This window comes from Rhizobium sp. BK376 (genome assembly GCF_004341625.1).
Taxonomy (GTDB): domain Bacteria; phylum Pseudomonadota; class Alphaproteobacteria; order Rhizobiales; family Rhizobiaceae; genus Rhizobium.
In genome coordinates, this window is sequence record NZ_SLZG01000009.1 from 24,063 (window position 1) to 47,538 (window position 23,476).

The following is a 23,476-nucleotide window of genomic DNA, read 5'->3' on the forward strand; positions in this document are numbered from 1 at the left end:
ATGGTAAGCCGCGTGGAACGTGGGGCTCTGGCCGATTGGTTCTGGACGATCGACCGATTTTTCCTGGCGATATTCATCCTCTTGATGGGCATCGGCTTCATGCTCTCTTTTGCCGGTTCGCCGGCGGTGGCGCAGCGTATCGGCCTTGAGCCCTTCTTTTTCGTCAAGCGCCACGCGATATTCCTGGTGCCCGCCATCGGTGCGATGATCGGTCTCTCTTTCCTGACGACCCGGCAGGTACGCCGCGCTGCGGTGATCATTCTGGTCCTGTCGCTGGCGATGATGGTGTTCGCACTGTTCTTCGGTGTCGAGGTCAAGGGATCGCGGCGCTGGGTCAACATCGCGAGCCTGTCGATCCAGCCCTCCGAGTTTATGAAGCCGGCCTTCGTTGTCGTCTGCGCCTGGCTGTTTGCAGAGCACGCCCGCCAGCCGGAAATCCCCGGTAACCTCTTCGCCATCATTCTCTATGGTATTGTTGCGGCTCTGCTGGTTGCGCAGCCCGACCTTGGTCAGACCATTCTGACGACGGCGGTCTGGGCCGGCATGTTCTTCATGGCCGGCATGCCCTGGCTATGGATCGTGGTGTTTGGCGGCATGGGTGCCGGCGGTCTCGTCAGCGCGTACTATGTCTTCCCGCACGTGGCGCTTCGAATAAACAAGTTCCTCACGGGCGAGGGCGATACGTTCCAGGTCGATACGGCCCGTGAGGCGATCATCCGTGGTAACTGGTTCGGCGTCGGGCCGGGCGAGGGCATCGTCAAGCGCATCATCCCGGATGCGCATACCGACTTCATCTTCTCTGTCGCTGCCGAGGAATTCGGTATTATCTTCTGCATCACCCTGGTGCTGATCTTTGCGGTGCTGGTGCTACGCGGCCTTTCGCTTGCCTATCGTGAAAGGAACGACTTCAACCGCTTTGCGGTGGCCGGCCTCGTGCTGCAGATCGGTATCCAGTCGATCATCAATGTCGGCGTGAACCTGCAGCTGTTGCCGGCAAAGGGCATGACCCTGCCGCTGATTTCCTACGGCGGCTCCTCGATGACGGCGATCGGCGTCACGGCAGGTTTCATTCTGGCGCTCACACGGCATAGGCCGGAAAAGCGCGCGCAGGAGCGCAGCCTGTTCCGTGTAACGCACGGCCTGCCGGCGGAGTAAGCACATGAGCAAGGGTATCATTCTTCTCGCAGCCGGTGGCACGGGCGGTCATGTCTTCCCGGCTGAAGCGCTTGGCCACAAGTTGAAGGAACGCGGCTATTCGGTGCATCTGGTCACAGACAGCCGTGCCGAGCGCTATGCCGGCAAGTTTCCGGCGGACGAGATCCATGTCGTTCCATCGGCAACGATCGGCTCCAAGAACCCGATCAAGCTGGCGCGCTCGCTGCTGACGCTCTGGATCGGCATGCGTGCTGCGCGAAAGCTGCTGCGCAATATCCGGCCACTATGCGTCGTCGGCTTTGGCGGCTATCCGACCATTCCACCGTTGCTTGCCGCAACGCGCATGGGTTTGCCGTCGATGATTCATGAGCAGAACGCTGTCATGGGCCGCGCCAACAAGGCCTTAGCGCCGCGCGTTGCGGCAATCGCCGGCGGCTTTCTTCCTGAAACTGGCGGCGCCTTTCCCGAGAAGACCGTGACAACAGGCAATCCGGTGCGCCCCGCGGTCATCGAGGCTGCCAAGCGGCCCTACGTGCCCTCCGGCCCGAATGATCCATTCAATCTGGTCGTCTTCGGCGGTAGCCAGGGTGCGCAGTATTTTTCCAAGGTCGTGCCGACCGCCGTCAGCCTGTTGGACGACGATCTGCGCAAGCGGCTTCGGATCACCCAGCAGGTCCGGCCGGAGGATATGGAAACCGTCCAGAACTGCGCCGTCCGGTTGGAAATGGGCGTCGAGATTGCGCCGTTCTTCAACGACATGGCGGAGCGAATTGGTGCTGCCCATCTCGTCGTCTGCCGGTCGGGAGCATCCACCGTTTCGGAAATTTCGGTTATTGGACGTCCTGCCATTCTCGTGCCCTATCCCTATGCTCTGGATCATGACCAGGCGGCGAATGCGGCGGCACTGGCAGCGACGGGCGGAGCCAAGGTCATCGTCCAGTCAGAACTTTCGGCAGAAAAACTGTCTGCAATCCTACGTGGTGCCATGACCTCGCCTGAAAAGCTCGCGAAAATGGCGGCGGCGGCCAAGCTCGCCGGCAAGCCTGACGCGGCGAGCTTGCTTGCCAACATGGTCGAGGCTATTGCGGGCAAACGTTCAATTGCAGAATTCAAGGGGGCAGGCGCATGAAGCTGCCGAAGGCTATCGGCCTTGTACATTTCATCGGTATCGGCGGCATCGGCATGAGCGGCATCGCCGAGGTGCTGCACAATCTCGGCCATAGGGTCCAGGGCTCGGACCAGTCGGAAAGCGCAAACGTCCAGCGGTTGCGTGACAAGGGGATCGAGGTCCATATCGGCCACAAGGCCGAAAACCTGGGCGATGCGGAAGTCGTTGTCGTTTCCACCGCCATCAAGAAAAGCAATCCGGAACTGATTGCCGCGCGCGAAAAGCTGCTGCCGGTCGTCCGCCGCGCCGAGATGCTGGCCGAATTGATGCGCTTCCGCAATGCGATCGCCATTGGCGGCACGCATGGCAAGACGACGACGACCTCGCTGGTCGCAACGCTGCTTGAGGCCGGTGGGCTCGATCCGACGGTTATCAACGGCGGCATCATCAATGCTTACGGCACCAATGCGCGCATGGGCGAAGGCGAGTGGATGGTGGTCGAGGCCGACGAATCGGACGGGACCTTCCTGAAGCTGCCGGCCGACGTTGCCGTCATCACCAATATCGATCCGGAGCATCTGGATCACTACGGCAATTTCGATGCCGTCCGCGCCGCCTTCCGGCAATTCGTCGAGAATGTGCCGTTCTATGGTTTCGGCGTCCTGTGCCTCGATCATCCCGAGGTGCAAGCTCTCGTCGGTCGTATCGAGGATCGCAAGGTCGTCACCTACGGCGAGAACCCGCAGGCGGATGTCCGCTTCAAGAATGTACGCATCGATGGCACGCGTTCGCTCTTCGACGTCGAAATCCGCAGGCGGCGCACGGGCAGGGTGATCGAGCTGAACGATCTCGTCATGCCGATGCCGGGGCGGCACAATATCGCCAATGCGACGGCAGCCGTGGCGGTTGCCAATAGGCTCGGCATTTCGAACGAGAATATCGCCAAGGGCCTCGCTTCTTTCGGCGGGGTGAAGCGGCGGTTTACGCTGACGGGCGAGTGGAATGGCGTGAAGGTCTTCGACGACTACGGCCACCATCCGGTCGAGATCAAGGCTGTGCTGAAGGCGGCGCGCGAAGCCTGCGCCGGGCGCATCATCGCGGTCCATCAGCCGCATCGATATACGCGCCTGTCGAGCCTCTTCGAGGAATTTGCGGCCTGCTTCAACGATGCGGACAGCATCTTCCTCGCGCCGGTCTACTCCGCCGGCGAAGAGCCGATCGAAGGCGCGGACTCGGAGTCGCTCGTTTCCCGCATCAAGGCAGGCGGCCATCGTGATGCACGCTTCCTTCCGTCGCCCGATCGTCTGGCACCCATGGTTGCGGAGATTGCGCGTCCGGGTGATTTTGTGGTTTTGTTAGGGGCTGGCAGCATAACGTATTGGGCAGCAGCGTTGCCAAAGGAACTGGAAGGCCTCTCGGGTAAGTCCGTATGAAACAAGTGAATGGGGAAAAGCTTCTCGCCTCCCTGGGCGACGGCGTAAAAAATATCAGGGGTCGACTGACACCGGACTCTCCGATGGACCGTGTGACGTGGTTCCGCGCGGGTGGCTTGGCGGAGCTGATGTTCCAGCCACATGACGTGGACGACCTCGTCGCCTTTCTGAATATTCTGCCGGATGAGGTTCCGCTGACGGTTGTCGGCGTCGGGTCCAACATCCTGGTGCGCGATGGCGGGATCCCCGGTGTCGTTCTCAGGCTTTCCGCCAAGGGCTTCGGTTCGGTGGAGTTGGCCGGCGAAAACCGTATCATCGCCGGCGCGATCTGCCCGGACAAGCACGTCGCCGCCATGGCGATGGACAACGGTATCGGCGGCTTCCATTTCTACTACGGCATTCCCGGCGGCATCGGCGGTGCGGCACGGATGAATGCGGGGGCCAACGGCGTCGAGACCCGTGACCGTGTGGTCGAGGTTCATGCGGTAGACCGCAAGGGCAACAAACGGGTGCTGTCCAACGCAGAGATGGGATACACCTACCGGCATTCGTCCGCGCCGGACGATCTGATTTTCACCCACGTCGTTTTCGAAGGATATCCCGAGGACCGTGCGAAGATCCGGGCTGAAATGGACGAGGTGCGCAGTCACCGCGAGACCGTTCAGCCGGTGCGCGAGAAGACCGGCGGTTCCACCTTCAAGAACCCTGAAGGTCATTCCGCCTGGAAGCTGATCGACGAAGCGGGCTGCCGCGGTCTGGTCATTGGCGGCGCGCAGATGTCCTCGCTTCACTGCAATTTCATGATCAACATGGGTCAGGCGACCGGCTATGATCTCGAATATCTCGGCGAGCAAGTCCGCCGCGAGGTATTCGAAAAGTCGGGCATCAAGCTCGAGTGGGAGATCAAGCGGCTTGGCCTGTTCATGCCCGGTCGCGAGGTCCGCCCGTTCCAGGGCGTGACGAGCGAATAACGCTTTCAATACTGCCTAAAAGGAAAGGCCGCGGCGATCACTCGCCGCGGCCTTTCTGCATTCAGATCGGGAGGCTTGCGCCACCCGAGAAGCTTAGACTTCCTCGTTGCCCGACAGCAGGATGCCGATCAGCGAGAGGACGGCGGCGCCGGCCAGATAGTAGCCGACATAGCTCAGGCTGTAGTTGGTCGCGAGCCAGGTGGCGATGTAAGGCGCCAGCGACGCACCGACGATGCCGCCGAGGTTGAAGGTCATCGAAGCGCCGGTATAGCGTACCGCGGTCGGGAAGGGGGCTGCAAGCGCTGCGCCGATCGGACCGTAGGTGAAGCCCATCAGGGCGAGACCGATGATCGAGCAGGCAAAGGCGCCGCCGAGGCCAGCCGTCAGCAACGGTGCGTAGAACAGGCCGAAGATAAAAATGCCGATCGTCGTCAGGATCAGGATCAGGCGGCGCGAGTAGAGGTCGGAAAGCCAGCCCGAGAGCGGGATGGTCAGGCCGAAGAAGACGACGCCAACGAGCTGGACCACCAGGAACTGCTGCTGCGAGTAGCCAAGGCCCTTCGGGCTCGTACCCCAGCTCAACGTGAAGGCGGTCATCAGATAGAAGAGCACGAAGGTGGCGACAGCGATGATCGTGCCGAGGATGAGGCTGCGCAGATAAGTCGAGAAGATGACGGCGACCGGAACGGAAACGCGCTCTGCCTTCTCGATTGCCCGCTGGAATTCCGGAGTTTCAGTGATCTTCAGGCGGACGTACAGGCCGATCGCGACAAGCGCGATGCTGATGATGAACGGAATGCGCCAGCCATAGTTGTTGAAATCCTCGACAGTCATGCTCGTGCGCAGGATCAGGTACAGGCCGGCGGAAAGGATGAAGCCGATCGGCGCACCAAGCTGCGGGAACATCGCGTACCAGCTGCGCTTGCCTTCCGGAGCGTTTTCGGTCGCGAGCAGGACGGCACCGCCCCATTCGCCACCGAGGCCGAGGCCCTGGCCGAGACGGCAGGCAGCCAGCAACAGCGGCGCTGCAATGCCGATTGAGGCATAGCCCGGCAAAAGGCCGATGACGACGGTCGAAAGGCCCATGGTCATGAGCGCTGCAACCAGCGTCGCCTTGCGGCCGATCCGGTCGCCGAAATGGCCAAAAATCATGGCGCCGAGGGGACGGGCGAAGAAGGCGATCGAGAAGGTGGCGAAGGACTGCAGCGTTGCAGAGGTCGGATCGCTCGAGGGGAAGAACAGCGCCGGGAAGACAAGCACGGCCGCCGTCGCGTAAGCATAGAAGTCAAAAAATTCAATCGTTGTGCCGATCAAACTCGCGATCAGAACACGCGCCGGAGAATTCAAGACGACGTTGTTCGAAGACGAGGGGCTCGGCGACAAGGGTGTTATCGCATCAGTCATTATACTACCAATCCCGGATATTTCGTTTCCTTAACGGGCATTAACGCAATTTTCGGTCGGGGCAAACGTCAAAAGCGCAACAATGCTACGAAAATTGATGTAGCGTCGCAGCAAAGCGGCATCGGAGATCGGTAAGGTGCGGATGGTTGCTTTTCCGTGCGACACAGGCGAACTCCTCTCAAGTTCACTTGACGAGAATCGCCTTTGAGTTGAAATTCCTCGGCATTTCGGAATTGAACCCCAACGGGAGGGTAGTATGCAGCGGAAACTCATTGCTGAATTTCTAGGAACGTTCTGGCTTGTCTTCGGTGGCTGCGGTGCCGCGATTTTCGCAGCCGCATTCCCAACTCTCGGGATCGGCTTTTTGGGTGTGGCGCTGGCTTTCGGTCTGACCGTTCTGACCATGGCCTTTGCTGTCGGCGGTATCTCGGGCGGACATTTCAATCCTGCCGTCACTGTCGGCGTTGCGGTTGCGGGCAAGTTTCCCGCCTCGAATGTCATTCCCTATATCATCGTGCAGGTCATCGGCGCGATCGTTGCGGCCGCAGTCCTCTATCTGATCGCCAGCGGCAAGGCCGACTTCCAGCTCGGTGGATTTGCTGCAAACGGCTATGGCGAGCATTCGCCGGGCGGCTACGGCATGGTATCGGCGCTGGTGGCGGAAATCGTGCTGACGATGTTCTTCCTGATCGTCATCCTGGGTTCCACGAGCGGACGCGTGCCGGCAGGCTTTGCCCCTATCGCCATCGGATTGGCGCTGACCCTCATTCATCTTATCAGCATTCCGATTACCAATACGTCCGTCAATCCTGCCCGGTCGACAGGTCAGGCGCTGTTCGTCGGCGGCTGGGCGCTGCAGCAGCTGTGGCTGTTCTGGCTGGCGCCGCTGGTCGGCGGTGCGCTGGGCGGAATCGTCTGGAAGCTTCTGGACGAAGACGGCTCATCCGTTAACGCTCTTTGCCACATTTTCCTAAAGGCCCGCGGCGATGCCCGAGGGCCTTTTTGCTTTCGTAAACCTGTGGAAAATGCTTGCCTAAGTCTCAACTCTCTGATTCTAAGGGAGGAATTCCCCCGCCTGTTTGATTCCATGACGGATGTTCGGCTTGGGGACATCATCTGCAGGTTAACCAAAGTAAACACTTCATTAACCATAATGCAGTTCTAATAAGCGTATTGCAGCACAGTGAGATTCTCCGGAGCGGAGGGTGAAGGCGCTGCGTAGCTTGAGTGTGGTTATTGGGGGTATTTATGGGCGACAAGCATGTTGCTGTCCTTATGGGCGGATTTTCCTCGGAGAGGCCCGTCAGCCTGTCCTCGGGGACAGCGTGCGCAGAAGCGCTCGAAGGCGAGGGCTTCAAAGTTACGCGTCTGGATGTCGATCGCGATATCTCGGCTCGGCTGGCGGATCTGAAGCCTGATGTCGTTTTCAACGCCTTGCACGGCCCGTTCGGCGAGGATGGCACCATCCAAGGCATCCTCGAATATCTCGGCATTCCCTACACCCATTCCGGCATCCTTGCGTCCGCGCTTGCGATGGACAAGTCCCGCGCCAAAACCGTGGCTGCGGCGTCAGGCATCCCCGTTGCAGAATCGCTGGTGACAAGCCGATTTGCGATCAAGAACGTGCATCCCCTCAAGCCGCCATATGTCGTGAAGCCCGTAAAGGAAGGTTCCAGCTTCGGTGTCGTCATCGTGCAGGAGGATCAGTCTCACCCTCCGCAGGTGATCTCTTCTCCCGAATGGCGCTACGGCGATGAAGTGCTTGTGGAGCGCTACGTTCACGGTCGCGAACTGACCTGCGGCGTCATGGGCGATACTGTGCTTGGCGTAACGGAGATCGTGCCGCTGGGGCACAGCTTCTACGACTACGACGCCAAGTATGTGAAGGGTGGATCAAAACACGTCATCCCTGCAGAAATTTCACCGATTATTTACCAAAAAGTACAAGAATTGGCGTTAAGGGCGCATCAAGCAATCGGCTGCCGCGGCGTCAGTCGGTCTGACTTCCGTTTTGACGATCGCTTTTCCGACGAGGGTGAACTTATCTGGCTGGAGATCAATACTCAGCCCGGCATGACTCCCACCTCGCTGGTGCCTGAAATGGCCGCTCATGCCGGCTACTCGTTTGGCGAATTTCTCCGTTGGATGGTGGGGGACGCTTCTTGTTTGCGCTGACGGTCAAGGGGATGAGGCGATCCCGCCATCGGGTCGTAGCCTCCATGGATGAGGCGGAAGACCTCTTCGTGTTGCCGCGCCCTCTGCGCCGCACGGTTCGCTTCCTCGTGAGCCTCGGCTCCGGGCGCATCAACATTCCCGCGCACACGGGTACCGTTTCTGCTCTCGCATTCCTGGCGGCAACAGGCCTCTACGGCATGTCGCTCGGCGGTCATGCCCAGACCGTTGCGCAGGCGACGACGACCGCTGCCGGTTTTGCCATCGAAGACGTGAAAGTTTCCGGCAACGCGCAGACGTCGGAGATCGAAATCCTGCAGTTGCTCGGCCTTGACGGCACGACTTCGCTTGTTGCGCTCGACGTGGATGCCGCCCGGCAGAAGATTGCCAGCCTTCCCTGGGTGGAGAGCGTCGATGTTCGCAAGGTCTATCCGAAGACCATTGAGGTAAAACTTGTCGAGAAGACCGCTTACGGCATCTGGCAGCACGGCTCTGAGCTGTCGCTGATCGAAAAGAACGGCACCGTGATCGCGCCCCTGCGTGACAACAAGTTTGCCTCGCTGCCTCTCTTTGTCGGGCGCGATGCGGAAACGGCTGCGGCTTCGATCGAGGGTGAATTCGGCGACTGGCCTGACATTCGCAGCCACGTGAAGGCATTCGTGCGTGTCGCCGGGCGCCGCTGGGATCTCTATCTCGACAATGGCATCGTCATAAAGCTGCCGGAAGAAGGCGTTCCGCGCGCGCTGGCGCTGCTGACGAAGATGAACAAGGAAGACAATCTGTTGCAACGCGATATCGCGGCAGTCGATTTTCGTCTGGAAGACCGTACGGCCATTCAGCTGACCCCGGATGCGGCAGTTCGCCGTCAGGCTGCTGTCGACGCCAGAAACAAGGCTTTGAAGAAGGCGGGGCAGGATACATGAGCTTATTTGGTTCGTCCCATTTCGGTCTGCCGCGCCTGAAGCCGCTTTCATCGAAGCGGTCGCATATCGTCTCCGTGCTCGACATCGGCTCGACCAAGGTCGTGTGCATGATTGGCCGCCTGACACCCCGCGAGGAAAGCCAGGTTCTGCCGAATCGTACGCACAATATCGAGATCATCGGGATCGGCCATCAGCGGTCGCGCGGCATCAAGACCGGCGTAATCACCGACCTGGATGCGCTCGAAGGCGTTATCCGTCTTGCCGTCGATGCGGCCGAGCGAATGGCAGGGCTGACCGTCGAAAGCCTGATCGTCAACGTTTCGGCCGGCCGGCTGGGCAGCGACATCTATACCGCGACGATCGATCTCGGCGGCCAGGAAGTCGAAGGCAACGATCTGAAAAAGGTGCTTGCCGCAGCCTGTCAGCAATCGCTTCGCCAGGACCGTGCGATCCTGCATTCGCTTGCGACCGGCTATTCGCTCGACGGCGAGCGCGGTATTCGCGATCCGCTGGCGATGTTCGGCGATGCCCTCGGTGTCGACATGCATGTCGTGACCGCCGAGCGCGCAGCGCTCCGCAACATCGAGCTCAGCGTCAACCGTGCGCATCTGTCGGTCGAGGGCATGGTGGCGACGCCCTATGCCAGCGGACTTGCCGCTCTCGTCGACGATGAGGTCGAGCTTGGCTGCGCTGCAATCGATATGGGTGGCGGCACGACGACGATCTCCGTCTTTGCTGAGGGCAAGCTGGTGCACACGGATGCAGTGAGCATTGGCGGCCATCACATCACGACGGACCTTGCTCGCGGCCTTTCCACCCGCATCGAGGATGCGGAGCGGCTGAAGGTCGTGCATGCTTCGGCTCTGCCGAATTCATCTGATGAACGCGAGCTGATCTCGATCCCGCCGATCGGCGAGGACGATCGCGATCAGCCGACACAAGTTCCGCGCGGTTTGGTATCGCGCATCGTGCGGGCCCGTATCGAAGAGACGCTGGAGCTGATCCGCGACCGTATCCAGCGTTCGGGCTTCAGCCCGATCGTCGGCAAGCGCGTCGTCTTGACCGGCGGCGGCAGCCAGCTCACCGGCCTGCCGGAAGTGGCCCGTCAGATCCTGGCGCGCAACGTCCGCATCGGCCGCCCGATGGGTGTGTCCGGCCTGCCGACAGCGGCCAAGGGCCCGGCCTTTTCGACGGCCGTCGGGCTGATGATCTATCCGCAGGTCGCGGAGATGGAGACACATGCGTCGGGAAGCGGACTGCTTTCCTCGCTTGGGGGCAACAACAGCCGGATCGCCCGCGTCGGGCAATGGCTGAAAGAGAGTTTTTGAGTAAGTGGCACCGGAGCGTACGAGGCGCTTCCAGGTGTTCGAACAGGAACATTGAGTGATTGGCCGGCGTGGCGATGCGGCCATAAAGAGAAGGAATAGGTACCATGACTATTAAGCTGCAGAAGCCAGATATTACCGAGCTGAAGCCGCGCATCACCGTGTTCGGTGTCGGCGGTGGTGGCGGCAATGCCGTCAACAACATGATCACGGCCGGTCTCCAAGGTGTCGATTTCGTCGTCGCCAACACGGATGCGCAGGCTCTGACGATGACGAAGGCAGAGCGGATCATCCAGCTCGGCGCAAACGTCACCGAAGGTCTCGGTGCCGGTTCGCAGCCGGAAGTCGGTCGTGCCGCCGCAGAAGAATGCATCGACGAAATCGTCGATCATCTGAACGGCACGCATATGTGCTTCGTCACCGCCGGCATGGGCGGCGGCACCGGTACTGGTGCTGCTCCCGTCGTCGCACAGGCCGCCCGCAACAAGGGCATCCTGACGGTCGGCGTCGTCACCAAGCCGTTCCACTTCGAAGGCGGTCGCCGCATGCGCCTTGCCGAAGCGGGCATCCAGGAACTGCAGAAGTCGGTCGACACGCTGATCGTCATCCCGAACCAGAACCTCTTCCGTATCGCCAATGACAAGACGACGTTCGCCGACGCCTTCGCCATGGCCGACCAGGTTCTCTATTCGGGTGTCGCCTGCATCACCGACCTGATGGTCAAGGAAGGCCTCATCAACCTCGACTTCGCCGACGTTCGCTCCGTCATGCGCGAAATGGGCCGTGCGATGATGGGTACCGGCGAGGCTTCCGGTTCGGGCCGTGCGATGCAGGCTGCTGAAGCCGCGATCGCCAACCCGCTGCTCGACGAAACCTCGATGAAGGGCGCCCAGGGTCTGCTGATCTCCATCACCGGCGGTCGCGACCTTACCCTCTTCGAAGTCGACGAAGCAGCGACCCGCATCCGTGAAGAAGTCGATCCTGATGCCAACATCATTCTCGGCGCCACCTTCGACGAATCGCTGGAAGGCATCATCCGCGTTTCTGTCGTCGCAACCGGCATCGACCGGGCGGTGAACGCGGTTCCCGACCGGGAATTCCGTCCGGCTGCAAAGCCGGTTGTCCGTCCCGCCGCGGCTGTTGCTCCGGCAGCGGCCGCAGTCCAGCCTGCTTACGTAGCGCAGGCACCGAAGGCCGCCGATCCGATCGCCCAGACCATCCGCATGGCGGAAGTCGAAATGGAACGCGAGTTGGATGTTGCTCTTTCGCGCCAGGCAGCTCCGGTTCAGCAGCCGATCATGCAGCAGCCGCAGATCCAGGAAGAAACCTTCCGTCCGCAGAGCCGCATCTTCGCGGCAGCACCGGAAGCTCCGGTCGTCCGTCAGGCTCCGGTCGCTCCGCAGCCTGCTCCGGTCATGCAGCAGCCGGTAGCGGTCCACCAGCCGGCTCCGATGCAGCAGCCCATTCGCCAGGAGCCGATCATTCGTCAGGCGCCTGAACAGGTCCGCATGCCGAAGGTCGAGGACTTCCCGCCGGTCGTCAAGGCCGAGATGGATCACCGTTCGCAGCCGGCAGCCAGCCATGCTGCGGAAGAGCGTGGCCCGATGGGCCTTCTGAAGCGTATCACCAATTCGCTCGGACGCCGTGAAGAGGAAAACGTCTCTGCCGACATGACGGCAGCACCGGCCGCCGCCTCGCAGCAGCGTCGCCCGCTGTCGCCGGAAGCAAGCCTGTACGCACCGCGCCGTGGTCAGCTTGACGACCAGGGCCGCGCAGTACCGCAGGCACGCATGACGAATGAAGATGACCAGCTCGAGATCCCGGCGTTCCTGCGCCGTCAGTCGAACTGATCGGAACTTGCGGAAATGCCATATCCGGCGCTCACGGCCCCGGATATGGCTCTTTCAATTTCAGCCTTTAATTCTGTGATTACCTAGCAAATTCAGTCACCTGATTCCGTTACAAAGCGAAAGAAACAGTGATTTGGAATGCCGAGTTCCCGCGAGTATGTAGATACTCAGCGCAGTGGAATCGCATTCATTCAAAGTTTGCTTCCGTTGCAAGGTAAGAAGCCGGAACAGCTCGGGGAGCGCCAATGGCGTGCTGGGTCGGTACAGGACGATAAAGGCAGAATTTGAATGGCAATTAGATTGCTCGGTTTTCAGACGACGATTGCAAGCCCCGTTACGCTCTCGGGCACTGGTGTCCATTCGGGCTACAATGTATCGATTACCTTCCTCCCGGCCGAAGCCGATACCGGCGTCGTTTTCCAGCGTATCCACGATAATGGTGATGTAACGGAGCTGCGTGCGGTTTCTTCGCAGGTCGGCAATACCGATCTTTGCACGGTACTCGGCTTCTCCCAGGCTCGCTCCATCGCGACTGTCGAGCATGTCATGGCCGCCGTTTATGCCATCGGCCTCGACAATGTCGTCATCGAAGTGCAGGGCGCCGAGATGCCGATCATGGATGGCAGCTCCCATCCCTTCATCGAAGCCTTCGAGCAGACCGGACTTGTGTCGCTTGGCGTCAAGCGTCGCTATATCCGCATCGTCAAGCCGGTCCGTATCGAGGCTGGCGGTTCATGGTGTGAATTCCGTCCCCATGACGGCACGCGCTTCGAAGTCGAAATCGACTTTACGTCGCCGGTTATCGGTCGCCAGAAGTGGGAAGGCGAGCTGACCGCCGAGAGCTTCAAGAAGGAGCTTTCGCGGGCTCGTACGTTTGGCTTCATGCGTGATGTCGAGCGCCTGTGGGCATCCGGCCATGCGCTCGGTTCGTCGCTCGAGAACTCCGTCGTCATTTCCGATGACGATACCGTCATCAATGTCGAAGGCCTGCGCTACGCCAAGGACGAGTTCGTGCGTCACAAGACGCTGGATGCCGTTGGCGACCTGGCTCTTGCCGGCTGCCAGTTCATCGGCTGCTATCGCTCCTATCGTGGCGGTCACAAGATGAACGCCAATGCGCTGAAGGCTTTGCTCAGCGATCCGACCGCTTACGAAATCGTCGAGACTTCTGCGCCGCGCCGCACCGGCGCGCGGAGCTTCGTTACGGTGAATGCTCCGGAATTTGCTCCCTGGTCGGCATGACCTCCAGAATTTAAGGACCAGGGTCCTGCCGCCCCCGAAAGGGGGCGGCTTCTTTCTTTATGGGCTGAGAATCACTATTGCAGTCATTTGCTCAAGATTGAGCGCTCCAGACGAAATCTCCTGTCAATACAGAGGCTAAAGCTGGGAAACTTTCGGGTACTGCCACAAAAATGCGTTAATGCATCATCATTGCGTTGCCCTAGTGATGCTTTTGTGGCTAGAAACGCCAGCGAGAAGCGGCCGCTTAACCATGGCGGCGATTGGGATTTGTCCGATGGGTTTTGCAGGATCTGATAGCATGAAGATTACAGCACGGGCGCTGCTCGTAACGCTTCTCTTGGCGAGCACGGGCATAGCTGTTTCCAGCTGCCAGGCGGACAGGGATATCGATATTACGAAGCTCGGCGTCGAAACCGATCCGCCGGAAACGCTTTACAATCAAGGCCTGGCCAATATCAAGGCCGGCAACATGACCGAAGCCGGCAAGAAGTTCGACGCGATCAACCAGCAGGAGCCGTTCTCCGAGTGGGCGCGCAAAGCCTTGGTCATGAGCACTTTCGTGAAGTTCCGCCAGGGCCGCTACGATGACGCTGTAACTACCGGCAATACCTACCTGAAGCAATATCCGCAGTCCGAAGATGCCGCCTATGTGCAGTATCTGGTCGGCAATTCCTACTCCAAGCAGATTGTCGACGTAACGCAGGATCAGCGCGCTGCCCAGCAGACGATCGAAGCGATGCAGAAGGTCGTCACGAACTATCCGACATCGGAATATGTCAACGACGCCCAGGCCAAGATCCGTTTTGCCAAGGACCAGCTGGCTGGCAAAGAGATGCAGGTCGGTCGCTACTATCTCGAGCGCAAGGATTATCTTGCCGCGATTTCACGCTTCCGCATCGTCGTCGAGCAGTATCCGACGACGAACCAGATCGAAGAAGCGCTGGCGCGACTCGTCGAAGCCTATTATGCCATGGGCATCGTTCAGGAAGCCCAGACGGCAGCTGCCGTTCTCGGGCACAATTACCCTGATAGCAAATGGTACGATGACTCCTATAAACTCCTGAAGAGCGGCGGCGCCGAGCCACGTGAGAATTCTGGTTCCTGGATCTCGCGCGCCGGCAAGAAGCTGCTTCTTGGCACGTGAGATCTAAGCGCAGATGCTGATCCAGCTTTCGATCCGCGATATCGTTCTGATCGAGCGGCTGGATCTTGCCTTCGAGACTGGGCTCTCCGTCCTGACGGGCGAGACGGGCGCCGGCAAATCCATCCTGCTTGACAGCCTGTCGCTGGCGCTCGGTGGGCGCGGAGACGGCGGTCTCGTGCGCCACGGCGAAGACAAGGGGCAGGTGACTGCCGTCTTTGATGTCGGCGCGGACCATGCGGCCCGCAAGCTGTTGCGCGATAACGGCATAGACGACGATGGCGATCTGATTTTTCGCCGCAGCCAATCTGCAGATGGCCGCACCAAGGCCTATGTCAACGACCAGCCGCTGAGTGTTCAGCTCATGCGGCAGGCCGGCCAGTTGCTGGTCGAAATCCATGGTCAGCATGACGACCGCGCACTCGTCGACACCAATGCCCACCGCATGTTGCTCGACGCCTTTGCCGGCCTTGGCGAGGATGTTCAGAACGTTTCGCGGCTCTACAAAATCTGGCGCGACACCGAGCGGACGCTGAAAAAGCATCGCGAGAAGGTCGAGAACGCCGCACGCGAGGCGGACTATCTTCGTGCCTCCGTCGAAGAATTGGAGGCGCTGTCGCCGCACGACGGCGAAGAGGAGCAGCTTGCCGAGCGCCGCTCGCGCATGATGAAGGCAGAGCGGATCGCCGGCGACATTTCCGAGGCATCCGAATTCCTGAACGGCAATGCCTCTCCGGTGCCCCATATCGCCTCGCTGGTGCGCAGGCTGGAGCGCAAGAGCCACGAGGCGCCTGGGCTGCTCGAAGAGACTGTAGCGCTGCTGGACGCGGCGCTGGACCAGCTTTCCAACGCGCAGATGGAAGTCGAGGCGGCGCTGCGCAAGACCGAATACGATCCCAAGGAGTTGGAGCGTGTCGAGGAGCGGCTGTTTTCCCTTCGTGGTGCGTCCCGCAAATATTCCGTGCCTGTCACCGGTCTGCCGGCGCTCGCCGAACGGATGATCGCCGATCTCGCCGACGTCGATGCCGGCGAGGAACGGCTGACCAAGCTCGAAGCGGAGCTCGCTGTCGCCAGATCCGATTTCGATGAGGCGGCGCGGTCGCTCTCCGACAAGCGCCATCATGCCGGCGAGGCGCTTGCCGCCGCCGTTATGAGCGAACTGCCGGCATTGAGGCTGGAGCGGGCGCGCTTCATGGTCGAGATCTCGAGCGATCCGCAAGAGGCTGTCGCCGAGGGGATCGACGTTGTGGAATTCCATGTTCAGACCAATCCGGGGACCCGGCCGGGACCCATCATGAAAGTGGCATCGGGTGGTGAGCTCTCGCGATTCCTGCTGGCGCTCAAGGTGGCGCTCGCCGATCGCGGCTCGGCACCGACGCTCGTTTTCGACGAAATCGATACCGGTGTCGGCGGTGCCGTGGCCGACGCCATCGGCCAGCGGTTGAAGCGCCTTTCGGAGCGCGTGCAGGTTCTGTCCGTCACGCATGCGCCGCAGGTTGCGGCCCGCGCGGAAACGCATCTGTTGATCTCCAAGGGACCGGCGGCCGAGGGCTCCGAAAAGATCTCGACCCGCGTCGCCACAATGGAGCCCAGGGATCGCACCGAGGAAATCGCCCGTATGCTTGCCGGCGCTTCGGTCACCGAAGAGGCGAGAGCGGCTGCCAAGCGGCTGCTGGCCGGGAACGGCTGAACTTATTTCCCAACGACGGGATGGGGGTGTCTATACACCAGGTCCGCCGGATCAGGACGCGGTGCCTGCGCATCGAGTTCGCCACCCAGTCGCTCCGCGAGCTTGCGGGAACGGATATTCCCGGGCGCGATGTAGCTGACGATGGTTTGCAGCCCACGCACATTGAACGCCCAGTCGCGTAGCGCGCTTGCTGCTTCGTAGCCGTAGCCTTTTCCTTCCGCGTGTGCGTAGACGAACCAGCCGAGTTCATGTTCGGGAAAGAGCGGTCCCGAATTGATGCCGACCTGCCCGAGGCAGCGCCCGGTATCGAGCTCCTGAAGCATCAGGGCGCCTTGGCCCGTTAACGTCCACAGAGCCGCGTCGTGGCAGAACATTCCCCAAGCGGCTGTGGTCGCATGCGGGCCGCCCATATAGATTGCCCGCGGCGAGGACATGAGCTCGGCATATTCGGGCCAGTCATCCATCGTTAGCGGACGCAGAATGAGCCTCTCTGTTTCGATCGTCGGAACCTCGGTCATCTGCTCTCTCCCCTGTCCGCAGGCAATAATCTCCCATGCCGGAAATACGGTGTCTCTTTTAATCCGGAAATTTTGCTCTAAAAAACAAACCAGATTCTCCGGAGTGATCAAAGATGTCCACCGAAGTCGATAGCCTGACGATCGAAGAGGCCGCTGCCGAACTGGAGCGCCTGGCAAAGGAGATAGCCCGCAACGACGCGCTCTATCACGGCAAGGACGCGCCGGTGATTTCCGATGCCGAATACGACGCGCTGAAGCGCCGCAATGATGCGATCGAGGCGCGGTTTCCCGAGCTTATCCGTGAAGACAGCCCGTCGCGCCACGTTGGGGCTGCGCCGTCAGCAACCTTCTCTGCCGTCGTTCACGCCCGGCCGATGCTGTCGCTGGACAATACCTTCTCGCAGGAGGACGTTCAGGATTTCGTCGCCAGCGTCTATCGCTTCCTCGGGCGCCTGCCGGATCAATCTATTGCCTTTACGGCGGAGCCCAAGATCGACGGGCTTTCGATGTCGATCCGCTACGAGAACCGCAAGCTCGTCACGGCGGCGACCCGAGGTGACGGTACGACGGGCGAAAACGTGACGGCCAATATCCGCACCATCAAGGAAATCCCGCAGACGCTGCCGGCAGGCGCGCCTGATATCGTCGAGGTGCGTGGCGAGGTCTATATGGCCAAGAGCGACTTCCTGGCGCTGAATGCGCAGATGGAGGCCGAGGGCAAGCAGATCTATGTCAACCCACGCAACACTGCAGCCGGCTCGCTGCGGCAGCTTGACGCCAAGGTGACGGCAAGCCGCAAGCTCAAATTTTTCGCTTATGCCTGGGGCGAAATATCGGACATGCCGTCGGATACGCAGTTCGGGATGGTGGAAAAATTCCAGGATTGGGGCTTCCCGGTCAATCCGTTGATGAAGCGGCTGAATTCGGTTGCCGACATCCTTGCGCATTATGACGATATCGGCCTGAAGCGCCCGGATCTAGACTATGATATCGACGGCGTCGTCTACAAGGTCGACAGCCTGGAACTGCAGGCCCGCCTCGGCTTCCGTTCCCGTTCTCCGCGTTGGGCGACGGCGCACAAGTTCCCGGCAGAGCAGGCTTTCACCAAAGTGACTGCCATCGATATCCAGGTCGGGCGCACCGGCGCGCTGACGCCGGTGGCGCGTCTTGAACCGATCACCGTCGGCGGCGTCGTCGTCACCAATGCGACGCTCCACAACGCCGACTATATCGAGGGCATCGGCAATTCCGGCGAGCGCATCCGCGAGGAGGGTCACGACATTCGGATCGGTGATACGGTCATCGTGCAGCGCGCCGGCGACGTCATACCGCAGGTGCTTGATGTCGTCATGGAACGTCGGCCCGAAGGGACGGAGCGATACAAGTTTCCGACGAAGTGCCCGGTCTGCGGCAGCCATGCGGTCCGGGAGAAGAACGAGAAGACCGGCAAGCTCGATTCGGTGACCCGCTGCACCGGCGGATTTATCTGCCGCGCGCAGGCGACCGAGCATCTGAAGCATTTCGTCTCCCGCAATGCTTTCGATATCGAGGGACTCGGAACAAAGCAGGTGGATTTCTTCTTCGAGAGCGAGGACCCGGCGCTGCAGATCCGAACTGCGCCTGATATCTTCACGCTTAAAGCGCGGCAGGAAGCGTCTCCGCTGACCAAGCTCGAAAACATCGAGGGCTTCGGCAAGGTCAGTGTTCGCAAACTCTTCGATGCCATCGACGAACGGCGCCAGATTGCGCTCCACCGCTTCATCTATGCTCTCGGCATTCGTCATGTCGGCGAGACGACGGCCAAGCTCCTCGCACGTTCCTATGGCACATACGAGGCCTTCGAAGCTGCCATGAAGGAGGCGGCACCGCTCTCCGGTGATGCCTGGAACGATCTCAACGATATCGAGGGTATCGGCGAAATCGTGGCGCGCGCCATCGTCGAATTCTACAAGGAGCCGCGCAATGTCGAGGTGATTTCGCGCCTGCTCGCCGAAGTGAAGCCGCAGGAGGCCGAACAGCCTGTCACATCGGGCAGCCCCGTTGTCGGCAAGACCGTGGTCTTCACCGGCTCGCTCGAAAAGTTCACGCGCGACGAAGCCAAGGCCCGTGCGGAAAGCCTCGGCGCCAAGGTTGCCGGCTCCGTCTCTAAGAAGACCGACATCCTCGTCGCAGGCCCGGGCGCCGGCTCCAAGCTCGACAAGGCGAGGGAACTCGGTGTGCAGACCATGGACGAGGATGAGTGGCTGGCGTTGATCGGGGGATGAGACAATTTCATGGATAGGCTGACGCTTGCACGGGCGCAGGGATGTCTCGCTGGCCAATTGGCCGGTGATGCGCTGGGCAGTCTCGTTGAATTCCGCTCTGCTGACAGCATTCGGCGAGAATATCCTGAAGGTGTGCGCCTGCTGGCGGATGGCGGGACATGGAATACCATCGCCGGACAGCCGACCGACGATTCGGAAATGGCGCTGATGCTCGCAAGGTCGTTGGTAAAACATCGCGACTACGCAAGCTACGAGGTCTGGGATGCATATCGATCCTGGATTGGATCCGATCCCTTTGATTGCGGTTCGACCGTGGCTGCCGGTCTGAATGGTTTTCCCAACCCGGAAAGCCAGGCAAATGGTGCCTTGATGCGGATCAGCCCGCTTGGCATCTTCGGTTCCTCCCGTCCGGATGAAATCCTGGAGGAATGGGCGAAATGGGATGCGCGCATGACCCATCCACATCCCATCTGCGTGGAAGCCAATGTCCTTTTCGCGCAGGCGATTGCTTTGGCCGTGCGCAATGGAATGTCAGGCCCAGATCTGTATGAGGAGATCCTTCGAAGGGCGATCCTGCGACAAGTGCCGGCGCCCTTGCTTGCTGCGACAGGGGCGAGTCGCCAAAGTCCGCCCGATGATTTCCTGACACAACAAGGATGGGTATTGATCGCGTGGCAGAATGCGCTCTGGCACCTGCTGCATACGGAGAGCCTTGAAGAGGCGGTTGTAGCAACGGTTATGTCGGGCGGCGATACCGATACCAATGCCGCGATCTGCGGAGCTTTGCTCGGCAGTGTTTATGGCATCGATGCCTTGCCTCAGCAGTGGGTTGATAGACTGAGCCAGTGCCGGCCAGAGCGGGGAAGGTTGGGCGTTCACAGGCCACGGCCCGAATGTTTCTGGCCACACGATTTCATGTCGCTGGCTGAAGGGCTGTTGGCTGTCACGGCCTGAGCGCTTTCTTGCAAAGCACTGGTCCACTCTTATCTAGAGTTCGGGATCATCCAGGGAGATTTCAGGCCCATGCAGCGTTTTCAGAGCCTTGCCGTTGCTTCTCTTCTCACTCTCATTGCCGGAACCGCCTCGGCCGACGTGGTCGGCAAGGTCGGTGTGGATTGGACGGGCAACGACATCATCGTCGATGCCGTGGCTGATCCGGAAGTATCCGGGGTTACCTGCCACGTCACCTATTTCGATCGCAGCGTTATCGACAGGCTGAAGAACGGCAACTGGTTCGAGGATCCTTCGAACAATTCGATTGCGTGCCGCCAGACCGGACCGATTTCCATCGGCGACATCAGCCTGTCGCAGAGCGGAGAAGAGGTGTTCCGTGCCGGCATGTCGCTGATCTGGAAAAAGCTCGTGGTCAACCGGATCTATGACAAGAAGAACGATACGCTGATCTATCTGGCGCATTCGCGCGAACTGACGGATGGTTCGGCGAAAATGTCGATCTCCACCATTCCGCTCTTCGGCCAGAACGTCAGCTGGAAAAACGGAAAACCGAACTAACGTCGGCCTCGTCCGTGACAAGAAGATGATACCAAAAAAGGTCAGATGGTTTGGCTGTTAAAATGGTTTTTGTCGCCGCGCTGGGCTTTTGATCGTTACGGTTTTGATGCAGGTTGCTAACTGAACGTGGAGGTGGAGTCGGACCAAGCCGACCTTGCTTTCAGCTGTTCATGCTACGCCCCAGCAGGCATTTGGACACCACCCCGTCCCTTTGCTTGTTGTCTAATACACAACGCCCTGGAGTTTTCAGCTCCAGGGCGTTTTTCATTCGTAACGATAAGATTGCTATCAGGCGGCCTGGGCCAGCTCGTCGGCAATGACGGTGTCGAGGTTGAGGAAGCAGACCATGGTCTTTTCAAGCGCGACGATGCCGCGGCAGAAGGCGCGCTGTGCTTCGGGAATGATTTCCGGCGCCGGCTGCAGGTCTTCGCTCTTGATGGTCATCATGTCGGAAACCTGCTCGACCAGCAGGCCGACGAGCTTGCCGGCGATGTCCGTTACGATGATGGCGGAGCGCTCGGACGGCTCGGTCATTTTCATGCCGAGGCGGCAGGCCATGTCGATAACAGGGATCACGGCGCCACGCAGGTTGATGAGGCCCAGCACGTAGGGCGGGGTATGCGGCATCGGCGTCACGGGCGCCCAGCCGCGGATTTCACGGATGGCCATGATGTCGATGCAGAATTCCTGATCGCCAAGATGGAACGACACGATTTCGAGATAGGCGCCCGACTGTTTGATGGCATTGGTCATGATCAGAACTCTTCCCAGTTGCCGCCGGCCGCCGAGGCCACTGCCTTCGGGGCGACGCTGTTGTTGAATGCTCCCGCAACTTTGCTCATCAAGCTCCGTGCGGGGGAGGGTTTTGGTTGCGAAGCAGCGTTGGCTGCCTGCGGTGTCTTGCGGGCGTTCATGCCCTCCTGAATTCGGAACTGGCTCACCAGCTGAGTCAGATTTTCAGCATCCGTTGCTAGCGCGTGGCTGGAAGCGTTGGTCTCTTCCACCATGGCCGCATTCTTCTGCGTCACCTGGTCCATCTGGCTTATGGCAGAGTTGATCTCGCCAAGGCCTGTAGATTGTTCGCGCGCCGAGGTTACGATCGACTTAACGTGCTCGTTTATCTTCAGCACATCTTCGCCAATTTCTCGCAAAGCGTTGCCTGTTGCCGTTACCAGCTCGCCGCCGGTCTGCACTTCATGGCTGGATTTGCCGATAAGAGCCTTGATGTCCTTCGCAGCACCGGCTGCGCGGCCGGCCAATTCCCGCACTTCCTGGGCGACGACCGCGAATCCCTTGCCGGCCTCGCCGGCGCGGGCGGCTTCGACACCTGCATTCAGCGCCAGGAGATTCGTCTGGAAGGCGATCTCGTCGATGACGTTGATGATCATTCCGATCTCGCGTGAGGCGGCCTCAATCCGCTCCATGGCAGCCATTGCTTCGCCGACGACGCGATCCGATTTCTCGGTGTTCTGGCGCGTGTGCTCGACCATGTGGCCCGCTTCCTCGGCCCGTTGAGCCGCGCTGCGGACGGTGGCAGTGATCTGGTCGAGCGCGGCCGACGTCTGCTCGAGGGAGGCGGCCTGCTGCTCCGTTCTCTTCGAGAGATCGTCGGCGGCAGCGCGCATCTGGCGGCTGTTGGCTTCGATCGAGCCGGTGTTGGCGGCAATATCCAGCATCGCGCGCTGCAGCCGCTGGGACGTCTGATTGAAATCGGCCCGCAGTCGTTCGAGATCCTGACGGAAGGGCTGGTCGAGCGTCGCCGTGAGGTCGCCTTCGGCGAGACGGTTCAGGCCATGGGCGAGTTGGTCGACGGCCGAGGAGACCGCCTTTTCGTCCGCCATGCGGACGGCGTCCCGCTGCTGCCGTTCCTCGTCGCTGCGCAGGCGATCCTCGTTACTGCGGGTCTCCAGGGATTGCTTTTCGATGGCGGCATGGCGGAAAAGCTCGGCAGCGCGCGCCATGTCGCCGATCTCGTCGCCGCGGGCAGTGCCGTCGACTTCGGTTCTGAAATCGCCCGCAACGATCCGCTGCATGCTGAGGCGCACGGCATTGATGCCGCGGCGGATCGAACCGCCATGAATGTATTGCAGAACGCAGATGATCACCAAGGCCACGAGACCAGCGAAGATCTGGTAGTAGAGAGAATTGGTAGCGATCGCATCGGCCACGTTCACCCGCGATTCGGCAAGATTGCTGCCGTCGGTCCCCAGCTTTTCGAACAGCGATGTGAGCTTGTCACCTTCACCGTCGATCATATCGTCGATCTTGGCGAAATCGTCATCGCTGCCCTTATTTTCCACGAGGCTCTTCAGGTCGCCAAGCGTGGATTTCCGTATGGCTGCAACGTCGGCGTCGTAGGTCGTGACAAGATTGCCGTCGTTTAGCTCGGTGGCCAGATGGCGCATCGAATCGACGTTTTTCGTCAGCACGTCGAGCGATTTGCGCATGATGCCGAGGCGTTCCGGATCGACCTTGCCGTCGGCGCGATCGACGATCGTGTCCATGGCGGCAAGGGAGAGGTCGACGGCCGCAAGACGCATGGCGGTGACGTCATCGACGCTGTCCTGAGTGTGATTGGCAACGCGCAGTGCGGCGTCCACCTCGGCGTTTTCGTACCAACCGACAGCGACCATCGCTGCGATGCCGACAAATGCGGCGGCCCCCAGGGTCCAGAGCCGGTGGCTCACCGAGAAGCTTCTTCTTACCTGCGCTGACATGAAATCTACCCTTTCCGCGTCTTCGTGCCTTTCGCTCATGCCTATGCGGAA

General features: G+C 60.4%; 18 protein-coding genes and 1 pseudogene. 15 read left to right on the top strand and 4 right to left on the bottom strand.

Going from position 1 to position 23,476, the window contains the following annotated elements; translation table 11 throughout:
- The 4 genes from ftsW to murB are packed head-to-tail and all read left to right on the top strand — an operon-like array spanning window position 1 to window position 4,667.
- Window positions 1–1,155, top strand: coding sequence for a putative lipid II flippase FtsW (ftsW, locus tag EV561_RS20785; protein ID WP_132524225.1), 1,155 nt, complete (start codon window positions 1–3; stop codon window positions 1,153–1,155).
- 4 nt (window positions 1,156–1,159) lie between these two features.
- Window positions 1,160–2,284 (top strand): undecaprenyldiphospho-muramoylpentapeptide beta-N-acetylglucosaminyltransferase, encoded by a 1,125-nt coding sequence (gene murG / locus EV561_RS20790; RefSeq protein ID WP_132524226.1) that lies wholly within the window; start codon window positions 1,160–1,162, stop codon window positions 2,282–2,284.
- A complete protein-coding gene (gene murC / locus EV561_RS20795; RefSeq protein WP_132524227.1) occupies window positions 2,281–3,696 on the top strand; it encodes a UDP-N-acetylmuramate--L-alanine ligase in 1,416 nt (471 codons plus the stop codon). The genes murG and murC overlap by 4 nt, the downstream gene beginning before the upstream one ends.
- A complete protein-coding gene (murB, locus tag EV561_RS20800; RefSeq protein ID WP_132524228.1) occupies window positions 3,693–4,667 on the top strand; it encodes a UDP-N-acetylmuramate dehydrogenase in 975 nt (324 codons plus the stop codon). Before murC ends, murB begins: the two co-directional genes overlap by 4 nt.
- Before the next feature lie 93 nt (window positions 4,668–4,760).
- On the opposite strand, the gene EV561_RS20805 is transcribed toward murB, so the two are convergent.
- Window positions 4,761–6,071 carry an MFS transporter gene (locus EV561_RS20805; protein WP_132524229.1) on the bottom strand — a complete coding sequence of 437 codons (1,311 nt, stop codon included), beginning with the start codon at window positions 6,069–6,071 and terminating at the stop codon, window positions 4,761–4,763.
- A gap of 256 nt (window positions 6,072–6,327) precedes the next feature.
- Here EV561_RS20805 and aqpZ point away from each other — a divergent pair.
- The 8 genes and pseudogenes from aqpZ to recN form a co-directional block, all read left to right on the top strand.
- Window positions 6,328–7,005 (top strand): annotated as a pseudogene (gene aqpZ / locus EV561_RS20810) (aquaporin Z); the annotation flags it as partial.
- A 314-nt stretch (window positions 7,006–7,319) separates the two neighbouring features.
- Window positions 7,320–8,246 carry a D-alanine--D-alanine ligase gene (locus tag EV561_RS20815; protein WP_132524230.1) on the top strand — a complete coding sequence of 309 codons (927 nt, stop codon included), beginning with the start codon at window positions 7,320–7,322 and terminating at the stop codon, window positions 8,244–8,246.
- Window positions 8,234–9,166, top strand: coding sequence for a cell division protein FtsQ/DivIB (locus EV561_RS20820; protein WP_132524231.1), 933 nt, complete (start codon window positions 8,234–8,236; stop codon window positions 9,164–9,166). Before EV561_RS20815 ends, EV561_RS20820 begins: the two co-directional genes overlap by 13 nt.
- The gene (gene ftsA / locus EV561_RS20825) at window positions 9,163–10,494 is read left to right on the top strand and encodes a cell division protein FtsA (protein WP_132524232.1); all 1,332 of its coding nucleotides are present in this window, start codon (window positions 9,163–9,165) and stop codon (window positions 10,492–10,494) included. Before EV561_RS20820 ends, ftsA begins: the two co-directional genes overlap by 4 nt.
- A 104-nt stretch (window positions 10,495–10,598) precedes the next feature.
- Window positions 10,599–12,341 (top strand): cell division protein FtsZ, encoded by a 1,743-nt coding sequence (ftsZ, locus tag EV561_RS20830; RefSeq protein WP_132524233.1) that lies wholly within the window; start codon window positions 10,599–10,601, stop codon window positions 12,339–12,341.
- Between the two features lie 288 nt (window positions 12,342–12,629).
- Entirely contained in the window at window positions 12,630–13,583 is a 954-nt protein-coding gene (gene lpxC, locus EV561_RS20835) for a UDP-3-O-acyl-N-acetylglucosamine deacetylase (RefSeq protein ID WP_132524234.1), read from the top strand.
- Window positions 13,584–13,857: 274 nt separating this feature from the next.
- Window positions 13,858–14,727 carry an outer membrane protein assembly factor BamD gene (locus EV561_RS20840; protein WP_207910568.1) on the top strand — a complete coding sequence of 290 codons (870 nt, stop codon included), beginning with the start codon at window positions 13,858–13,860 and terminating at the stop codon, window positions 14,725–14,727.
- A 13-nt stretch (window positions 14,728–14,740) separates the two neighbouring features.
- Window positions 14,741–16,414, top strand: a complete 1,674-nt coding sequence (gene recN, locus EV561_RS20845) for a DNA repair protein RecN (RefSeq protein ID WP_132524236.1) — start codon at window positions 14,741–14,743, stop codon at window positions 16,412–16,414.
- A gap of 2 nt (window positions 16,415–16,416) precedes the next feature.
- Here the strand turns inward: recN and EV561_RS20850 are convergent, their stop codons facing one another.
- A complete protein-coding gene (locus EV561_RS20850; RefSeq protein ID WP_132524237.1) occupies window positions 16,417–16,932 on the bottom strand; it encodes a GNAT family N-acetyltransferase in 516 nt (171 codons plus the stop codon).
- Between the two features lie 113 nt (window positions 16,933–17,045).
- Here EV561_RS20850 and ligA point away from each other — a divergent pair, with 113 nt between their 5' ends.
- The 3 genes from ligA (at window position 17,046) to EV561_RS20865 (ending at window position 20,708) form a co-directional block, all read left to right on the top strand.
- Window positions 17,046–19,196, top strand: a complete 2,151-nt coding sequence (gene ligA, locus EV561_RS20855) for an NAD-dependent DNA ligase LigA (RefSeq protein ID WP_132524238.1) — start codon at window positions 17,046–17,048, stop codon at window positions 19,194–19,196.
- Between the two features lie 9 nt (window positions 19,197–19,205).
- Window positions 19,206–20,150, top strand: a complete 945-nt coding sequence (locus tag EV561_RS20860; RefSeq protein WP_132524239.1) for an ADP-ribosylglycohydrolase family protein — start codon at window positions 19,206–19,208, stop codon at window positions 20,148–20,150.
- 69 nt (window positions 20,151–20,219) lie between these two features.
- Window positions 20,220–20,708 carry a CreA family protein gene (locus EV561_RS20865; protein WP_132524240.1) on the top strand — a complete coding sequence of 163 codons (489 nt, stop codon included), beginning with the start codon at window positions 20,220–20,222 and terminating at the stop codon, window positions 20,706–20,708.
- A gap of 288 nt (window positions 20,709–20,996) precedes the next feature.
- On the opposite strand, the gene EV561_RS20870 is transcribed toward EV561_RS20865, so the two are convergent.
- Entirely contained in the window at window positions 20,997–21,461 is a 465-nt protein-coding gene (locus tag EV561_RS20870) for a chemotaxis protein CheW (RefSeq protein ID WP_132524241.1), read from the bottom strand.
- A gap of 2 nt (window positions 21,462–21,463) precedes the next feature.
- Window positions 21,464–23,425, bottom strand: coding sequence for a methyl-accepting chemotaxis protein (locus EV561_RS20875; protein WP_132524242.1), 1,962 nt, complete (start codon window positions 23,423–23,425; stop codon window positions 21,464–21,466).
- Window positions 23,426–23,476: the final 51 nt, after the last annotated feature.